This window comes from Rhodococcus baikonurensis (assembly GCF_040489275.1).
GTDB classification, from domain to species: domain Bacteria; phylum Actinomycetota; class Actinomycetes; order Mycobacteriales; family Mycobacteriaceae; genus Rhodococcus_F; species Rhodococcus_F baikonurensis.
In genome coordinates, this window is record NZ_JBEUOQ010000001.1 from 442480 (window position 1) to 459342 (window position 16863).

General features: G+C 62.5%; 15 protein-coding genes. 4 read left to right on the forward strand and 11 right to left on the reverse strand.

Translation table 11 applies throughout. From position 1 onward, the window contains the following. Positions 1 to 5: 5 nt before the first annotated feature. A complete protein-coding gene (locus tag ABWI03_RS02195) occupies positions 6 to 911 on the forward strand; it encodes an NAD(P)H-dependent flavin oxidoreductase (protein WP_435054165.1) in 906 nt (301 codons plus the stop codon). On the opposite strand, the gene ABWI03_RS02200 is transcribed toward ABWI03_RS02195, so the two are convergent. The 6 genes from ABWI03_RS02200 to ABWI03_RS02225 are packed head-to-tail and all read right to left on the reverse strand — an operon-like array spanning position 908 to position 6981. Continuing rightward, positions 908 to 1834, reverse strand: a complete 927-nt coding sequence (locus ABWI03_RS02200) for a LysR family transcriptional regulator (protein ID WP_298777118.1) — start codon at positions 1832 to 1834, stop codon at positions 908 to 910. The genes ABWI03_RS02195 and ABWI03_RS02200 overlap by 4 nt on opposite strands. Positions 1835 to 1837: 3 nt before the next feature. Beyond that, positions 1838 to 2740: a LysR family transcriptional regulator gene (locus ABWI03_RS02205; protein ID WP_095973149.1), complete on the reverse strand. Its 903-nt coding sequence runs from the start codon at positions 2738 to 2740 to the stop codon at positions 1838 to 1840. Between the two features lie 30 nt (positions 2741 to 2770). After that, positions 2771 to 3583 (reverse strand): enoyl-CoA hydratase/isomerase family protein, encoded by an 813-nt coding sequence (locus tag ABWI03_RS02210; RefSeq protein WP_296552074.1) that lies wholly within the window; start codon positions 3581 to 3583, stop codon positions 2771 to 2773. After that, complete coding sequence (locus ABWI03_RS02215) at positions 3580 to 4341, reverse strand: crotonase/enoyl-CoA hydratase family protein (protein WP_166809056.1); 762 nt, start codon at positions 4339 to 4341, stop codon at positions 3580 to 3582. Before ABWI03_RS02215 ends, ABWI03_RS02210 begins: the two co-directional genes overlap by 4 nt. 37 nt (positions 4342 to 4378) lie before the next feature. Beyond that, positions 4379 to 5425 (reverse strand): MBL fold metallo-hydrolase, encoded by a 1047-nt coding sequence (locus tag ABWI03_RS02220; RefSeq protein ID WP_296552078.1) that lies wholly within the window; start codon positions 5423 to 5425, stop codon positions 4379 to 4381. Continuing rightward, complete coding sequence (locus tag ABWI03_RS02225; RefSeq protein WP_296552081.1) at positions 5422 to 6981, reverse strand: long-chain-fatty-acid--CoA ligase; 1560 nt, start codon at positions 6979 to 6981, stop codon at positions 5422 to 5424. The genes ABWI03_RS02220 and ABWI03_RS02225 overlap by 4 nt, the downstream gene beginning before the upstream one ends. A gap of 187 nt (positions 6982 to 7168) precedes the next feature. Here ABWI03_RS02225 and ABWI03_RS02230 point away from each other — a divergent pair, with 187 nt between their 5' ends. Beyond that, positions 7169 to 8113 carry a LysR family transcriptional regulator gene (locus tag ABWI03_RS02230; RefSeq protein ID WP_200316861.1) on the forward strand — a complete coding sequence of 315 codons (945 nt, stop codon included), beginning with the start codon at positions 7169 to 7171 and terminating at the stop codon, positions 8111 to 8113. On the opposite strand, the gene ABWI03_RS02235 is transcribed toward ABWI03_RS02230, so the two are convergent. Further along, a complete protein-coding gene (locus tag ABWI03_RS02235) occupies positions 8047 to 8937 on the reverse strand; it encodes a LysR family transcriptional regulator (protein WP_298777117.1) in 891 nt (296 codons plus the stop codon). The two genes, ABWI03_RS02230 and ABWI03_RS02235, sit on opposite strands and share 67 nt — an antisense overlap. A gap of 181 nt (positions 8938 to 9118) precedes the next feature. Here ABWI03_RS02235 and ABWI03_RS02240 point away from each other — a divergent pair, with 181 nt between their 5' ends. Further along, a complete protein-coding gene (locus ABWI03_RS02240; protein ID WP_298777116.1) occupies positions 9119 to 10789 on the forward strand; it encodes a chitobiase/beta-hexosaminidase C-terminal domain-containing protein in 1671 nt (556 codons plus the stop codon). Between the two features lie 72 nt (positions 10790 to 10861). On the opposite strand, the gene ABWI03_RS02245 is transcribed toward ABWI03_RS02240, so the two are convergent. After that, positions 10862 to 12052 (reverse strand): acyl-CoA dehydrogenase family protein, encoded by a 1191-nt coding sequence (locus ABWI03_RS02245; protein WP_298777115.1) that lies wholly within the window; start codon positions 12050 to 12052, stop codon positions 10862 to 10864. A 310-nt stretch (positions 12053 to 12362) separates the two neighbouring features. Here ABWI03_RS02245 and ABWI03_RS02250 point away from each other — a divergent pair, with 310 nt between their 5' ends. Next, positions 12363 to 13592: an acetyl-CoA C-acetyltransferase gene (locus ABWI03_RS02250; protein WP_298777114.1), complete on the forward strand. Its 1230-nt coding sequence runs from the start codon at positions 12363 to 12365 to the stop codon at positions 13590 to 13592. Here the strand turns inward: ABWI03_RS02250 and ABWI03_RS02255 are convergent. The 3 genes from ABWI03_RS02255 to ABWI03_RS02265 form a co-directional block, all read right to left on the reverse strand. Beyond that, positions 13589 to 14785: a CaiB/BaiF CoA transferase family protein gene (locus tag ABWI03_RS02255; RefSeq protein ID WP_298777751.1), complete on the reverse strand. Its 1197-nt coding sequence runs from the start codon at positions 14783 to 14785 to the stop codon at positions 13589 to 13591. The genes ABWI03_RS02250 and ABWI03_RS02255 overlap by 4 nt on opposite strands. Before the next feature lie 72 nt (positions 14786 to 14857). Then, positions 14858 to 15598, reverse strand: a complete 741-nt coding sequence (fabG, locus tag ABWI03_RS02260) for a 3-oxoacyl-ACP reductase FabG (protein WP_095973140.1) — start codon at positions 15596 to 15598, stop codon at positions 14858 to 14860. A 42-nt stretch (positions 15599 to 15640) separates the two neighbouring features. Next, complete coding sequence (locus ABWI03_RS02265; protein WP_124569191.1) at positions 15641 to 16807, reverse strand: acyl-CoA dehydrogenase family protein; 1167 nt, start codon at positions 16805 to 16807, stop codon at positions 15641 to 15643. Positions 16808 to 16863 lie beyond the last annotated feature (56 nt).

A 16863-nucleotide genomic window follows, 5' to 3' on the forward strand; every position in this document is an offset into this window, starting at 1 on the left:
CACCGATGTTCATCATCTCGACTCCTGACCTCGTCATCGCGCAGTGCACCGCCGGGATCATCGGGTCCTTCCCGGCACTGAATGCTCGTCCGCAGTCGGCACTTCGGGATTGGCTCAAACTGATCACCGTGGCTCGTGAGGAACATGATCGTGAGCACCCGGAGAATCTGTCGGCGCCATTTGCCGTCAACCTCATCGTCCACCGGTCCAACAACCGCCTGGAAGAGGACCTGGCGACCATCGCCGAGTTCGAGGTCCCGATCGTCATCACGTCCCTCGGCGCTCGCACCGACATCAACGACGCAGTCCACGCATACGGTGGAATCGTCCTTCACGACGTCATCGACAATCGTTTTGCACGCAAGGCGATCGAGAAGGGCGCCGACGGACTGATCGCGGTGGCTGCCGGGGCTGGTGGTCATGCCGGTAGGCAGTCGCCGTTTGCCCTGATTCGTGAGATTCGTGAGTGGTTCGCCGGTCCGCTACTGCTGTCGGGGGCTATTGCTCATGGCGATTCGGTTCTCGCTGCGCTCGCGGCCGGTGCCGACCTTGCTTATGTCGGTTCGGCTTTCATCGCCACCGAAGAGGCCAACGCGGATCCTGCGTACAAGGAGATGATCGTGGGTTCAGGGGCCTCCGACATCGTCTATTCCAACCTGTTCACCGGAGTACACGGAAACTACCTGCGGGGCAGCATCGTTGCCGCCGGCTTGGACCCCGACAACCTGGCCGAATCCGATCCATCCGCAATGAGTTTCGCGACCACCGACACCGATACCAAGGCGTGGCGTGACATCTGGGGCGCCGGACAGGGCATCGGAGCGATCGACGCAGTCCTTCCGACGCATGCAGTAGTAGAGCGTCTCGCCGCCGAGTACGCTGCCGCTCGAGAACGTATCTGCCGACTCTAGTGCTGTGACCGGCGTTCGTCAGGCAGGCGTTCGTCAGGCAGGGATTCGTCGGACAGGTACTCGTGGACCAGATTCACGAATACCTGTCCCACCGGCGACAGTGTCGAGGGGTCGAAGGCGAGACCGTACGCACGCAGGAATCTCGGCTCGCAGGCCCGTTCCACCACCTGACCTGGCATCGATTTGGCCACTGAGCGCTCGACCAACGAACCGCCGAGCCCGGCGATGACCATCGGGAGCCGCGACTCCCGTTGCTCGGTCACCACCGCGAGTTCCGTTCTGGTACCGGCCTTTCGGATCGAATCTTCTATCGCGTCACCCATCGCTGCCCCGCGAGGAACGAACACCATGGGAATGTCCGGCATTTCCGAAAGGCGTACCGGCCCCTCGGGTAGTTCGGTTCCCGCCGGGTAGACCAGGCGGTACTCCTGCTCCCCCAATTCGACGATCTCGAGGCCTTCTCCCGCCTCGAGTGGCAGATGAGCCACCGCGAATTCGCAGTGGCCGTCCCGGATGAGACTTTCCAGATTGTCCTCACGCTCGAGTTCCGAGAATCTGACTCGTGCTTGCGGATACCGTCGACAGAACTCCGCAATCAGATCGACGATCGTCCCCGAGGTCAGTGCCGGGAAAGCCATGATGTCGAGGCGACCGACGATGGCGCCATCGGATGCCGTCAACTGTTCAGCCGCCGCAGCTACGTCTCGCAGGACCTGTCGACTCGGGCCGACCAGGCTGCGACCGGCCGCACTGAGCACCATGCCGCGCCCGATGCGATGGAACAGCCTCACTCCCAGTTCACGTTCGAGCCCGCGCAACGCTTGTGACACGGTCGGCTGAGCAACTCCCAAAGCCGCTGCGGCGCCGTTGATCCCCTTGTTCTCGACGACCGCGAGGAAGTACTCCATCTGCCGGAACTCCACAGTTCACTCCTCTTCCTCGGACGGAACGGCGGAGGTAGCCATTTCCGCAGCCGTCGCGATGAATGCAGCGGCTGCCGGAGATTGCTCGCCCGAGCGATAGACGATGCCGACGTCGCGTGTCAGCGGCGGATCGAAGGAGAAGGCGCAGACGTCTGTCATCTGCTGCTGTGCAACCCTTCTCGGCACGACAGTGGCGCCGATCCCTCGACGCACGAGTTCCCACGTGGTCACAGGATGGACGCAGTCCACGACTACGTTTTCGGCGCCTTCGCTGAGTAGACCCCGGAACTGATTCGATTGATCACCGAGATCGACCACCAGCGGCAAACTGTGCAAGAGCGCTCGCGGAACCGGATCCGTCAACGGCGCTGCAAGCCGGCCGGACAACGACGCATGGGTGGCGAGTACCAACTCCTGAGTGGCAATCGGAGACGTGACCAAACCCTCGTACCCGATACTCAGATCGGTGACACCGACCTCGGCCGACCCTCGCCGCAACGCATTGTCGACCCCGGCTGGGCCGTACGTGTCGAGAACGCGCACGACGATCTTGGGGAAGTTGGCGCGGAATCGCCTGACCAACTCGACCATCGGATCGATCGAGAACGCCGAGTACGAGACGACGTCCACCCGGCCGAACTCGAGTTCGCGAACGGCGGTCACTTTCGCCTTCGCGCGCTCGACATCGGCAAGGATTCTCCTGGCCGCGAGATCGAACGTGCGACCTGCGTCGGTAAGAACCAACCGCCTACCGGTCCGGTCGAAGAGCGTGGCGCCGAGTCGACGCTCGAGCGTGCGAATTGCCTGTGACAGCGAGGGCTGCGAAATGTAGAGAGCCTGAGCGGCCTTCGTTATCCCACCGTGGTCGACAACAGCGACGAAGTAGGTAACGAAGTGCAGATCCACTCATCCATCATACGACCAGCGATCTGACGCTCACTCCACCCGAGTTACCCCGGGTACGGCCCACTCACCGGTGAAGACCGGCTCCCGCTTTTCCACGAAGGCACGAACCGCGTCGGTAGCATCCGTCGCAAAATTGACCGCCTGGGCCCTCGCCTCGTTGTCCAAGGCTTCCCGCAACGAGAGTGAGGTGTGATGTTCGAGCATCGCAGCAGACTGACTCAGTGCGGCCGGCGGACCGTCGGCGAGCCGCTGCGCCAGCGTGGACGTGTGTTCGTCCAGTTCGGCCGGTTCGACCAGATACGTCACCAACCCGAGCTCGTAGGCTTCCTGTGCGTCGATCGTCTCGGCGAGCATCACCAGTCGCTTGGCTTGTTGGAGGCCGACCAGTCTCGGCAGGATCCACGAACCCCCGAAGTCGACAGACAACCCCCGTTTGGCAAAGATCTGGCTGAACTTCGCGCCCTTGGCTGCCACGACGAAGTCGCAGAGCAACGCCATGTTCCATCCGGCTCCGACGGCAAACCCGTCGACCTTCGCCACCAGAGGCTTGGGAAACTCGCCCAGTGCGATCGCCGTTGCGTTGATGACACGCATGCGATCGAGCGGGTGCGACGAGCCACGCTTGTCCAGATCGGATCCCGCGCAGAAGGTCCCGTCCGCGCCGGTCAGGATCACAGAGCGAATCTGCGAGTCCTCTTGAAGTTCGAGGACTGCTTCACGTAGAGCGATCCAGGCGTCGAGATCGAGAGCGTTGCGGCGGTGCGGCCGACAGAGAACAATCGTCGCGACGGCACCGTCACGATCGATGCTCACGGCCGCGCGCTCGATCGTCTCGGCACTCATGAACCACTCCACACAGGAGAGCGCTTCTCGGCAAATGCCGTGGCGCCTTCCTTGGCGTCACGTGAGGTGAAGACCGGATCGATGAATTCGCGTTGCGCGACAAAGGCATCCGGATCGGTGTACTTGGCGGACATTGCCAGTACCTGCTTGGTCGCGCGCACAGCCAGTGGACCGTTTGCCGCTACTCGGGCCGCAAGCTCGCGTGCGACGGTCAGCGCCTGCCCCGGTTCGGCGAGCCGATTGACCAAGCCATGATGATGCGCCACGGTGGCACTGAGCGGATCCCCCGTGATCGCGATTTCCATGGCCAACTGGTACGGGAGAATTTTCGGCAGACGTAGGAGTCCGCCGGCCGCCGCGGCAAGCCCCCGCTTCACCTCGGGCAGGCCGAATTTCGCGTCCGTGGATGCCACGATCAAGTCGGCCGCCAAGGCCAGTTCACAACCGCCGGCGAGTGCCCAACCTTCGACGGCTGCGATCAGCGGCTTCGACGGCGGAGCCTCGGTCAGACCGGCAAATCCACGACCCGGCAGCGATGGCCGCTCCCCGCGGGCAAAACCCTTCAGATCCATACCGGCGCAGAAGGTTCCACCGGCTCCGGTCAGAATTCCGATGGTGAGATCGGACCGTTCCTCGAACTCGTCGATCGCGGCTGCGAGTGCCTTTGCGAGGTCCAGGTTGACCGCGTTCTTGGCCTCGGGACGATTGAGGGTGATGACGGCAACGCCGTCGGCGAAGTCGGTGAGCACGACGCTCATGTTCGGTTCCTACTTCCGTGATGAGATTCTTGAAAGGTCACTGCGCGCGAAGGCTCCAGCGCACGGGCGTGCCGCCGGACGGTGTCACGATCTCCCGCTTGGCCAGAACAACAAGATGAGCATGGGTTTCGCGAACTGCCAAGCGAAGTAGTCGCGGCGACATCTGGTCGAACGGACGAGACCAGGAGATCGTGCGCGAGAGTTCCCAGGCCGTGGATTCGGGCTCAGCCTGCACCGCAGCCACGATCTCCGCCAATCGCTCCTCGTGGTGCCCCATCAATTGACGTGCACGATCGGCGATCCCACGGAATCGATATTCATGTGCCGGAAGCACTTCGCATTCGCCCAGTGTCGTCGTCGCCTCGAGCGAGAGAAGATAACGATGAAGCGGGTTCTCGAGTTCACCGGGAATCGTGGAGATGTTCGGGCTGATCCTCGGCAGCATGTGGTCGCCGCTGAACAACAAGCCTCTGTCCTCTTCCACGAAGCAGAGATGTCCGGGAGTGTGCCCCGGTGTCCATTGGGCCCGGAGATTCCAACCGGGTAGGTCGAGTGAATCCCCATCTCCCAGAACTACGTCGATGGTTTCGTGCTCAGCGAACCGCACCAGGTCGACCCGAGACGCGTCGAGCACTTCGGCCGGTGCACCGAGTTCGGACAACTGCAGGTTCCAGCCGGTGATGTCGTCGCGGGTCTGCTCGGGACCGTGGTATCCGAGAAGCGTCGCATCGGCCACGTGCATCGCAAGCGTCGCGCCGCTGACCTGCCGAAGACGCGGTGCCAGGCCGAAGTGATCGGGATGCAGGTGGGTGATTGCCGCATAGCGCACTTCGGAAACGTCGTATCCGATCGATGTAATGCCGTCGACGAGAGCCTGCCACGACTGTTCGTGATCCCAGCCGACGTCGATGAGGGCAAGTCCGTCGTCGAGCGCGAGTGCGTAGACGAGTACGTAGCGCAAAGGGTTGTCCGGCATGGGAACAGGGATCGACCACAATCCGTCCCGCACTTGTTCCACCGGTGGAAGAATTTTGTTCGCCCACGCCTCACGTTGTGCGACACCGACGTCTTCGGTCACGATCATGATGCTTCTCCGCTCGCGTTCAGCATGGTCCGCAGGCTCGACTTGAGCAGTTTTCCGCTCGCGTTGCGAGGTAGGGAGTCCACGAAATGGATCTGGCGAGGTTTCTTGTACGACGCCAACTTCGCTGTGCTGAAAGCGATCAACTCGTCGACGCTTGGCATGTCGGCACCGTCGACCAGTTTGACCACCGCGGTGACGGATTCACCCCAGCGCTTGTCGGGAACCCCGACCACCGCAACCTCGGCGACCGAGGGGTGTTCGGCCAGAACGGATTCCACCTCGATCGGATAGACGTTCTCACCGCCGGTGATGATCATGTCCTTGAGGCGGTCGGTGACGAACAGATACCCCTCGTCGTCCAGATGGCCGGCGTCCCCCGTCCGGAGGAAGCCGTCGTGGGTGAACAGTTCGGCGGTCTCACGTTCACGTCGCCAGTACCCGCGAGTGTTGTTTCTACTACGCGCGACGATCTCACCGGAATTGTTGGGCGGCAATTCCTCACCAGTGGTGACGTCTCGAATGGAGATCTCGACGCCGATCATCGGTTTTCCCGCAGAGCGGAGCAACTCCGAACGCGGTCCGCTTACGTGATGGTCGTAAGCACGAAGGACGGATACCGAACCCGTTGTCTCGGTCATCCCGTATCGCTGGACGAATTTGCACTTCAAGACGGTCATCGCATGAGCGAGGAGCGCCGGAGTGATCGGCGACGCCCCATAGGCGACCACCTCCAGGCTGGTCAGATCGAAACTGTCGAGAGTGGGCAGATCTACCAGCGTCTGAATGACGGCAGGTACCAGAAATGCGTGGGTGACGTGGTGAGTCGCGATGGCATCAGCGACCCGAGCCGGCGCCAGGTCTCCGAGCAGCACCAAAGGGACCCCGGCCGACAAGCACGTACTCATCCAGCCGGCACCGGCGATGTGAAAGAGAGGAAGTGCGTCGAGTGCGACTGCATCCGAACCGAATTCGTAGACGTCGAACCCCTCGGGCTCGTTGTACAGATTCCGGTGCGTGGCCACGACGCCCTTGGGCCGGCCGGTTGTCCCGGAGGTGTACAGCTGCAGAACTGCTGCGTCCGGGTCGTGCCCCTGTCCGGGGTCGACGCCGGTCCCGGAGGCCACGAACTCCGCCCAGGTTTGCGAATCCGGCAGGCCCCCTTCAGCTCCCACGGTTACGACCTCGATGTCCGGCAACGCTGAGGACATCGCCGCCGCCCCCGCGGCGAACTCGTCGTCGACGATCAAGACGTCGAGCTCCGCGTCCTCGGCGATGTCGACGAGTTCGAGTGGGTTGAGCCGCCAGTTCAACGGGATGAACACTGCGCCCGCCTTCGCACACGCGATGAAGGTTTCCGCACCTTCGAGCCCCATCCGCAGTAGCGCACCGACGCGAGCACCCGTTGCGGTCACTCCCGCCAGCGCACTCGCCAAGGCACTGGTCTCGCCATCCAGCGCAGCCCATGTCACTGTTCGGTCGCCGCACGTGATCGCCGGATCGGACGGCCGTGTCGACGCCGAGTGGCGTATCCGGTTGGGTAGGTGAAGCTCGCTCACATCACGCTCCTGTGTTCCAGGTACTCACCGAGCACGAACCGCGGTCGGTGGTACTGGAACAGTCGACCATCGCTATGGCCTGCGCCACAAAGACGAGAAGGCGCACAGAGCCATAGCTCAGACCTATGTCTGCAGGTCGCAGCAAGTCACCACCGCCAGGGCGCCGTCATCTGGGAGAATTTGTCAGATGCAGGCAACCGGGATGGACATACGCAGCGCACAGTATCTCGTCGCCGTTGTCGATCACGGCAGCGTCACCGCCGCCGCGGACGTCCTGCGTATCTCGCAACCGTCACTCTCGCAGGCCGTACGCAACCTCGAACGAGCACTCGGAGCCACACTCTTCGAGCGCACCACTCGCGGTTTGGCTCCCACCGCAGTCGGACTGGCAATTGCCGATTCTGCACGTGCGTTGCTCGCCGACGTTGCTCGGGCCGAATCCGCCGTGGCCGCAGTAACCGCTTTGCGCGCCGGGGAACTCGCCATAGCTGTTCAGTCCGATCTTGCCATCGACCCTGTTGCAGAGGTCGCCGGACGCCTCCATCTGACGGCACCCGGAATTCGATTCTCCACGAACGCCGTCGCGAACGCGCAGGACGTGCGCGCGCTGGTCCGAGCAGGTACGTGTGAACTCGGTTTTCTCGAGACCCACCCGGGTACCGATGTCTCCGACGGGCTTCGAGAAATTGCCGTGAGTAGCCAGGAAACGGTCTTGTCGATCCCCGTTCGCCTGGCCACAGACCTCCCCGATCCGGTTCCGCGCGCCGTGGTTACGCACCTGCCGATGGTGGTCGAGGCATCGACAGTTCGGCGCGGGCATTCGATCGACGACGATCTGGACCTCGCCAACGTCGTCGTGGAAGTGCCTGATCGCCTTGCCGTCCGGGAAATGGTCGGGCAGGGTGTAGGCGCCGCGCTGCTGCCCAGATCGATCGCCGAACAAGACTCCCCAGCGTCCGAGGTTCGCTCGCTCTTCCCGCCCATCACGCGGCAGACGATCTTGATCTACCGCGACGGCCCACTCTCGCCGGCCGGGTCCGCGTACATCGAGAACGTCTCAACACGTCACAAGCCGTCTACGAACAGCCTGCCCAACGGCGAGAGCGTCTCCGGATCGAACTCGACGCCGTAATTCAGTGAGATCGGCGGCTCCACCGGAAATATCTCCGCGCCGGACGCGACCGATCTCTCGGCCAGCGAACGCTCCATGAATGCCATACCCAAACCCGCAAAGACGAACGCGCCGACGGTCTCCCGCTGCGACAACTCCGTCGACATCCGAGTCCGGGCCCCGGCGGCCTGCAGGGACGACTCGATGGCAAGCCTCGCCCGCGAGTGTTTGAGTACACCCACCACTGGGAGATCGGGCAATGCCGTCAATGACACCGGCTCTCCCGCAGCGGGTTTCACACCATTCGGCCAGACGCCAGGATGAACCCCCGACGGCACTGCCAGCCAGTATTCGTTCACCCCGATCACTTTCGTGGACAGCGCCGACATGTCGGGTGGCCAATAGCTGAAGACCACCTCGCATGCGCCGTCTGCCAACACCTGCTCAGACGTTGCATCCTGCGGCAGTTCACCGACCCGAACGGTCACAGCAGGCCATCGCTCACGAAAGTCCGCCACGATGCGTGCGATCGGACCTTCGAGACCATGTGCCGCGGAGCAGATGTCGAGCCGGCCACGAGGCTCGTCGGCCGTACCGATCGCGACGTTGAACGCGGCCGCACTGCTGCGCATCATCTGCCTCGCCGGCCCTACCAACGCCCGACCTGCCGCCGTCAGAACCAAGCCACGACCGACTCGGTGAAACAGTTCGACTCCGAGTTCACGCTCGAGACCACGAATACCCTGCGACAGCGACGGCTTGGTGACCGACAGATTCTGCGCAACCGTCGACAAGGACTCCCCACCGGCAACGGCAAGGAAGTACTCGATCTGACGTAGGTCCACGGCATCGACTTTGCCATAAGCGCGGCCGACAGTACCGCCGGCAAGCGCGGACGGTGTTCATACACGCTTCACTAGTCGGACATACAGGACACACCTTTTTCTACCCGGCGCCGCCTACCGTAATTGGTCCAGACCAATTACGTATGGGTCTGAACCACCGCGTCGAAGACAAGGAATCCTCGTGAGACGTACGACCATCGCGATAGCAGCCGTGACCGCGGCTCTCGCCGTTCCCGGCATCGCCCCCGCCGAATCCCACGCCGAACCCAGTTGGGGCAGTTCGTCCTTCGAATGGGGTAGCTCTTCGGGCGAGAACAACACGCCACCCGCAGCGCCCGGCGTCAGCGTCCCCGGCGGACGGTACGAGCACCCCGTCGACCTGACCTTCACCGCCGAGCGCGGCGCCACCGTCCGCTACACCTTGGACGGAACGACACCCACCACCGACAGCCAAGCTGCCACGCCGGGACGTCCGTTGCAGATCGCACAGGACACCAACGTCACTGTCGCCGCTTTCCGCGGCGATCACGCGAGTGCGGCCGTCTCGTTCGGCTACCTGATCAAGACCTCGGAAAAGCCGCTGGCTCAGGTCGTCGTAATGTCCGACGTCCACGTCGGCGATCACGCGAACAATGACAAGAAGTACGAAAGCTTCTTCGACACAATCGGTTCCATCTTCCCGAAACCCGACGCGATCCTCTCCAACGGCGACATGATCAACGACAACGGAGACGGCAAGGGGCCCGACCACAAGATCGTCGCAGAAATCTTCCAGGCAAATCTCGCCAGGAAGGGCATGAACGAGACACAACTCCTGATCTCCAACGGCAATCACGATGCAAGTCTCGCGGCGATCAGAGCCGGATATCCGGCGGAGTGGTTCCCGGATTCCGGTGGCGGATACTACGAATCCGACGTCAGCGGTGTCCATCTCTTCACGGTCAACACCGAGACATACAACAATGATTCAGCGCAACGTAATTGGCTGAAGTCCCGCCTGACCGAAATCACTTCGGAATCCGGAAACCTGACCAAGCCGATCTTGGTCCAGGGACACCGGCCGGCAAGCAACACAGCCATGGACGGCCAACAGGCGTCGAATCCTCGACTGACCGAAGACTTGAGTGCCTTCCCTCAGGCAATTTTCTTCTCCGGGCACTCGCACCTGAACAACAACGACGACCGGTCGATCCATCAACGCGACTTCACGGCGGTCAACGACGGCTCGATGTCGTACATCGAGATCGATCACGGCTACCAGATGGTGACCGAGTCCGGTCTCGCGAACCGTTTCGAATCACCCACTGCCCAAGCGCTCTTCGTGGAGGTCTACCAGGACCGCACGGAAATCAACCGCATCAACATGGCGGCAGACAAGCACGACATCTACACCGGAGGCGCGTGGTCGGCCAACTGGCAGCCGCCGTACTCGAGCGCGGGCACGCTGAGCGGCTCGGGGTGGACGGTCGAACTCGACGGGTCGACCAACCAGCAGATCAAGGACAACTTCCGCTACACCTCTGGTGCACGCAACACGAATGCACCGGAATTCACCACGGCCACCCCGCTCTCGGTGAGCACCGGAGCGAACGGTGAAGCAGCGCTACGGATCGCGCAGGCGAAGGACGACCAGATGGTCCATCACTATGCCGTCGAGGTCACGGACACAGCCACCGGGGCGAAGGTCGTCTCGTCGAAGGTGCTCTCCGACTTCTACTTCATGCCACGACCGAACAGCCTCGACATTCCGATTCCCGATGCAGCAGCGGGCACAGCATACGAAGCCCGTGTCGAAGCCGTTGACGCATACGGTAACCGGTCACCGGTGACGACTCTGGCCTTCACCCGCTGATTTTTACCCGTCCGCTTACTGATCTGACACGACAAAGCGGCACCGCGCATGTTCGCGGTGCCGCTTCTCGGCTCAGTTGTAGGTGCGCAGCAGGCCCTTGCTGATGATCTGCTTCTGGATGTCGCTGGTGCCTTCACCGATCAGAAGGAACGGTGCCTCACGCATCAACCGCTCGATCTCGTATTCCTTGGAGTAGCCGTACCCGCCGTGGATGCGGAAACTGTCCTGTGTGACCTCCGAGCAGAATTCGCTCGCCAGATACTTCGCCATACCTGCTGCGACGTCGTTGCGCTCGCCCGAGTCCTTGAGTCTGGCAGCATTGACCATCATCAGATGGGCCGCTTCGACTTTGGTGCCCATCTCGGCGATCCGAAATGCGATGGCCTGATGTTCGGCGATCGGTTTGCCGAACGTCTCTCGTTGTTTGGCGTAGGTGACAGCCAGTTCGAAAGCACGCTGGGCGATTCCGCACGCGCGAGCGGCGACGTTGACCCGGCCGACCTCGACGCCGTCCATCATGTGCCGAAATCCCAAGCCAGGGGTGCCACCGAGAACCTCTTCCGCTCCGATCTCGAAACCGTCGAAGATCATCTCGGTGGTGTCGATTCCCTTGTAGCCCATCTTCTCGAGCTTGCCCGGAATGGTCAGGCCCGGGAGTACCTCACCGAAACCTGCCGGCTTCTCGATCAATATCGTCGTCAGATTATTGTGCGGCTTGTCCGCACCCTCGTCCGTCTTGACCAGGACTGCCACCAACGTCGACGAACCACCGTTGGTCAGCCACATCTTCTGCCCGGCGATCACGTAATCGCCGGACTCCGTGCGCTTTGCCTTGGTCGATATCGCAGCAACATCTGAGCCCAGTGCGGGCTCCGACATGGAGAAAGCGCCGGTAATCTCCCCGGAAGCCAGACGCGGCAGGTACTTCGCCTTCTGTTCCGGCGTCCCGTGCGCGGAAATCATGTGGGCCACGATGAAATGGGTGTTGATGACCCCGGACACGCTCATCCATCCGCGGGCCAGCTCTTCGACACACAGTGCGTAGGTGAGCAGTGATTCGCCGATACCCCCGTACTCGGGGTCGATGGTCAGACCGAACAGGCCCATGTCCTTCATCTGCTTGACGATGTCGGTCGGGTACGTATCCGTGTGTTCGAGTTCCTGCGCCGCGGGGATGACCACCCGATCGACGAACTCGCGTACCGCCCCGACGATGTCGCTCTGGGTCTCGGTCAATCCCGCCGTCTGCGCCAAACGAGTCACTGTTCCACCTGTCAGTCGGTACTTTGTGCTCTCCTGTCGACGAAACTGATTCGACTCCAGGAACTTTCACCCCACCGCGACGTGTGTGCGGCAGAGACGCTGCATCCATTCAATCCCCGAACGGTATATGTGTCAAAGTCGATTTCGCATACGAACCGTATGGCGGAAACTATGTCCGAACAGGTCGTTCCTGCTGTTGACAACCGCGCCACGCGTGCTGGATATTCGAGTGGCCAGGTCGCTATGGGGCCCTTCGATCGGCCCGTTCACGCGACGCATTCCCCACCTCTCCTCGAGACAGGCACATTCCATGCACGACGCAGTCATCTGTGAACCCGTTCGCACCCCGGTGGGCGGATTCGGCGGAGTCTTCAAGGACGTTCCCGTCACCACACTCGCCAGCACCGTTGTGCGTGGCCTCGTCGAACGAACCGGCATTGCGTCCACCGATGTCGACGACGTCATCTTCGGTCAGGGTTACGCCAACGGAGAGGCCGCGGCCATCGGGCGAATCGCGGCACTCGACGCCGGTCTCGACGTATCCGTTCCCGGAATACAACTCGATCGCCGTTGCGGTTCGGGATTGCAGGCGATCATCTACGCCGCGATGCAGGTACAGACCGGGATGAGTGATCTGGTCATCGCCGGCGGCGCCGAGAGCATGAGCGGAACCGAGTTCTACTCCACCGACATGCGTTGGGGCACAAAGCGCCCTTCCGTCGAGTTCCACGACCGATTGGCCAAACCGCGCACGAACTCCGGCGGAGTCAACTTTCCGGTCGAAGGCGGCATGATCGAGACCGCCGAGAACTTGCGCCGCGAGTACTCGATCACCCGCGACGAGCAGGACCGATACGCGGTGCGATCGCACGAACGGGCCGTTCACGCCCAGGACAGCGGGTACTTCGACGACGAGACCATTCCCGTTTCGGTGCACGGGCGCCGTGGTGAGCAGACAGTCGTCACCCGCGACGAGCATCCGCGCCGGGGGATTCAGCTGTCCGATCTTGCTGCACTGCGCCCCATTCGAGGTCGCGTCGACCCCGAAGCCACAGTCACCGCCGGAAACGCCTGCGGCCAGAACGACGCCGGAGCTGCGGCCATCGTCACCACTACGGCCAACGCGGAACGACTGGGCCTGCGTCCGTTCGCGAAACTGGTCAGTTGGGGCGTCGCCGGTGTGGAGCCGAACCGGATGGGCATCGGCCCGGTGCCAGCGGTAGCGAAAGCCCTCTCCCGTGTCGACCTGTCGCTCGGCGACATCGACCTCATCGAAGTCAACGAGGCCTTCGCCGCACAGGTTCTCGCGTGCGCCAAGGCTTGGGGATTGAGCGCGCAGGACATCGAGGAGCGCTTCAACGTCAACGGTTCCGGGATCTCGCTCGGACATCCTGTCGGCGCTACCGGCGGACGGATACTCGCCAATCTGCTGCGCGAACTCGACCGACGCCAGGCACGGTACGGGATCGAGACCATGTGCATCGGTGGCGGACAAGGGATTGCAGCGGTGTTCGAGAACCTGCGACGTGAGAAGCGTTAACCGATCGATCCGTCGCGGCGAAGGTCTGCGATCTGGTCGCCCGTCCGTCCCAGCTCGGCCAGTAGCGAATCCGTCTGCTGGCCGAGCGCCGGAACGTCACCCATACGCATTTCGACATCCGAGTACGTCATCGGAGGCAGCACGGCATCGATCGGACCGTTCTCGGTGCCCACTGACCGCCACCTGGCCCGCTTCTCCAGCTGCGGATGTTCCAGCAGACCGGCCATGTCGTTGAGTGCTGCAGCCGGAACACCGGCGGCGGCCAGACGCTGATCCAGGTCCGCTGTCGAGTACAGACGAGTCAGCGAACCCACCAATTCGTCTACCTCGCCGCGATTTTCGACGCGCACGATGTTGGTGCGGTACCGCGGATGATCGACCAGATCCTCGCGCTCGAACACGTCCACCATCAGTGCACGCCACCCACGGTCGTTCTGGACGCCGATCAGGATCTCGCCGTCGCTCGTGGGGTACGAATCGTAGGGAACGATCGCGGCATGGCCGAGACCGACGCGCGGAATCTGCTTGTCCGCATACATTTTCATGTACATCGGATGCCCCAGCCACTCGACGGTGGAATCGAACATCGAGACCTCGACGAGCGCTCCTTTACCCGTTCGCTCTCTACGGAACAAGGCGCTCAGAATCGAAGTCAGCGCGTACATTCCCGCGGCAATGTCCGAGACCGGGATACCCGTCTTGGTGGCCGTCTCCGGTGTGCCGGTCACGGAGATCATTCCGGTCTCGGCTTGGACCAGCATGTCGTACGCCTTGCGCTCGCGCCGTGGACCGGCACTGCCGTAGCCGGACATGTCGATCACGACGAGCCGAGGGAATTCCTCGCGCAGTGCCTCCGCGCCGAACCCCAGTCGCGCAGCTGCATCGGGAGCCAGATTCTGTAGGAACACATCTGCGCGCGCGACAAAATCGAGAACGATCTGCCGGCCGGATTCCGACTTCACGTCGACAGCGATCGATTCCTTGGAACGGTTGAGCCACACGAAGTGTGACGCCTGACCGTGAACCGCCTGGTCGTAGTGACGCGCGAAGTCGCCCTCGCCGACGCGTTCTATCTTGATCACCCGCGCACCCATGTCCGCGAGATGTCTGGTGGCGAGCGGTGCCGCCACCGCCTGTTCGAGTGCAACCACGGTGATTCCGTCGAGCGGAAGATCCGAGTTCGGCTGTCCCATGTCAGTAGTCACCCTTGAATTCTCACACTCAGAAGTCTCACACTCAGGATTCTTGCACTCGAACAGGACGGATCAGATGTGGCGGCCGCCGGTGATCTCGAGAACCGTGCCGGTCATGTAGCTCGAGAGGTCGCTCGCGAGGAACAGCACAACCGAAGCGACCTCCGAGGGCTCGGCCGCGCGACCCATCGGAATCTCGGCAAGCTTCTCGTTCCAGATCCGTTCGGGCATCGCCTCGGTCATCGCCGTGCGGACAAGTCCGGGCTGAACGGCGTTGACCCGAACGTTCTTGAACGCGACCTCCTTTGCCGCGGCTTTCGTCAATCCGACGATGCCGGCCTTGGCGGCCGAGTAGTTGGTCTGCCCGAGCATGCCCACCTTGCCGGAGATCGACGAGATGTTCACGATTGCGCCCTTCTCACGCTCGCGCATGCGGGCGGCGGCAGCGCGTGTTCCGTTCCAGGCGCCCTTGAGGTGTACGGCGATCACGTCGTCGAAGTCCTGCTCGGTCATCTTCCGCATCGTGGCGTCGCGCGTCATGCCGGCATTGTTGACCATGACATCGACTGGACCGAAGGCACTTTCGGCCAGATCGAGCATGGCCTCGACCTGTCCGGAGTCACGCACGTCGCAGGAAGCGAAACGGGCGACCGACTCTCCACCGAGTTCGGCGACCGCAGCCGTTCCCACGGTTTCGTTGATGTCGCCGAGAACGACGGTCGCGCCTTCCTTGATGAAGGTGCGCGCAATTTCGAGCCCGATGCCCTGGGCTCCGCCGGTCACTACCGCAACCTTGCCGTCCAACAATCCCATGTCCACTCCGTTCGTGAGGTTAAAGCTCGTCAGGTAAATGTGTCAGCGCTGGTTGCGCTTTTTCGCTTGCGCCACGAGCCCACCGCCGAGAATCAGTCGCTGGATCTCACTGGTTCCCTCGTACAGGCGCAACAGGCGAACTTCACGGTAGATGCGTTCGACCGGCACACCTCGCATGTACCCGTTGCCACCGTGGATCTGCACGGCGAGATCCGCGACCTTGCCCACCATCTCGGTGCAGAAGAGCTTTGCCGCCGAGGGGCCGAGACGTCGATCCTCACCGCTGACGTACCGCGCGGCCACCTCACGCACCATCGCCCGCCCGGCCATGACACCGGCCTGTTGGTCTGCCAGCATCGCTTGAACAAGCTGGAAGTCGCCGATAGCGGTGCCGCCTTGTTCGGTGACCACGGAGAACGCGACAGATTCGTCGAGCGCTCGCTGCGCTGCTCCCACCGAGAGGGCCGCGATATGGACTCGTCCGCGTGCGAGAGACGTCATCGCTGCGCGGTATCCGGTGTCCTGGTCGCCACCGACGAGGGCCGACTCGGGAACCCGGACGTTGTCGAAGGTGACCTCGGAGGTCCAGGCACCTTCCTGACCCATCTTCTTGTCCTTGGGACCAACTGTGACTCCCGGCGTGTCGGCCGGCACCAGGAACACTGCAATTCCCGGACCATCGGAATCCGCCGGGCGAGTGCGCGCGAACACCACGAACAGCTGTGCCAGTGGAGCATTGGTGATGAACCGCTTGTTGCCGTCGATGACCCATTCGGATCCGTCCAGGACGGCCTTGGTCCGAAGACCGGCCGGGTTGGAACCTGCGCCTGGTTCGGTCAGAGCAAAGGAAGCCACGACGTCACCGGAGGCGATGCGCTCGAGCCACTGAGCCTTCTGCTCGTCGGTACCGAAGCCGACCAGCACCTGCCCGGCAATTCCGTTGTTGGTACCGAACATCGAACGCAGCGCCAGGGACGTGTAACCGAATTCCATTGCCAATTCGACGTCTTGGGTGAGGTCCAGTCCGAGCCCACCCCATTCCTGAGGAATCGCGTAGCCGAAGAGCCCGATGGCTGCGGCTTTCTTTCGTATGTCCTCAGGAATGGCGTCGGTGTCGGCTATCTCCTGCTCACGCGGCACGACTTCCTTGCGGATGAACTCCCGCGCAGTCGCCAAGATATCTGCGAAGTCATCTGCATCGACCTGCATTCCCACCACTCACCTTGCTGTTTCCGAAGTCCATGCCGTCCTCCGAAGTCAATACC

Excerpts from the sequence above, each read along its gene's own strand:
- ABWI03_RS02195 (WP_435054165.1), top strand. The coding sequence starts at position 6 with ATGTTCATCATCTCGACTCCTGACCTCGTCATCGCGCAGTGCACCGCC.
- ABWI03_RS02220 (WP_296552078.1), bottom strand. The coding sequence starts at position 5,425 with ATGATCGTGACCGAAGACGTCGGTGTCGCACAACGTGAGGCGTGGGCG.
- fabG (WP_095973140.1), bottom strand. The coding sequence starts at position 15,598 with ATGGGATTGTTGGACGGCAAGGTTGCGGTAGTGACCGGCGGAGCCCAG.
- ABWI03_RS02215 (WP_166809056.1), bottom strand. The coding sequence starts at position 4,341 with ATGAGCGTCGTGCTCACCGACTTCGCCGACGGCGTTGCCGTCATCACC.
- ABWI03_RS02230 (WP_200316861.1), top strand. The coding sequence starts at position 7,169 with ATGCAGGCAACCGGGATGGACATACGCAGCGCACAGTATCTCGTCGCC.
- ABWI03_RS02255 (WP_298777751.1), bottom strand. The coding sequence starts at position 14,785 with ATGGGACAGCCGAACTCGGATCTTCCGCTCGACGGAATCACCGTGGTT.
- ABWI03_RS02210 (WP_296552074.1), bottom strand. The coding sequence starts at position 3,583 with ATGAGTGCCGAGACGATCGAGCGCGCGGCCGTGAGCATCGATCGTGAC.
- ABWI03_RS02250 (WP_298777114.1), top strand. The coding sequence starts at position 12,363 with ATGCACGACGCAGTCATCTGTGAACCCGTTCGCACCCCGGTGGGCGGA.
- ABWI03_RS02265 (WP_124569191.1), bottom strand. The coding sequence starts at position 16,807 with ATGCAGGTCGATGCAGATGACTTCGCAGATATCTTGGCGACTGCGCGG.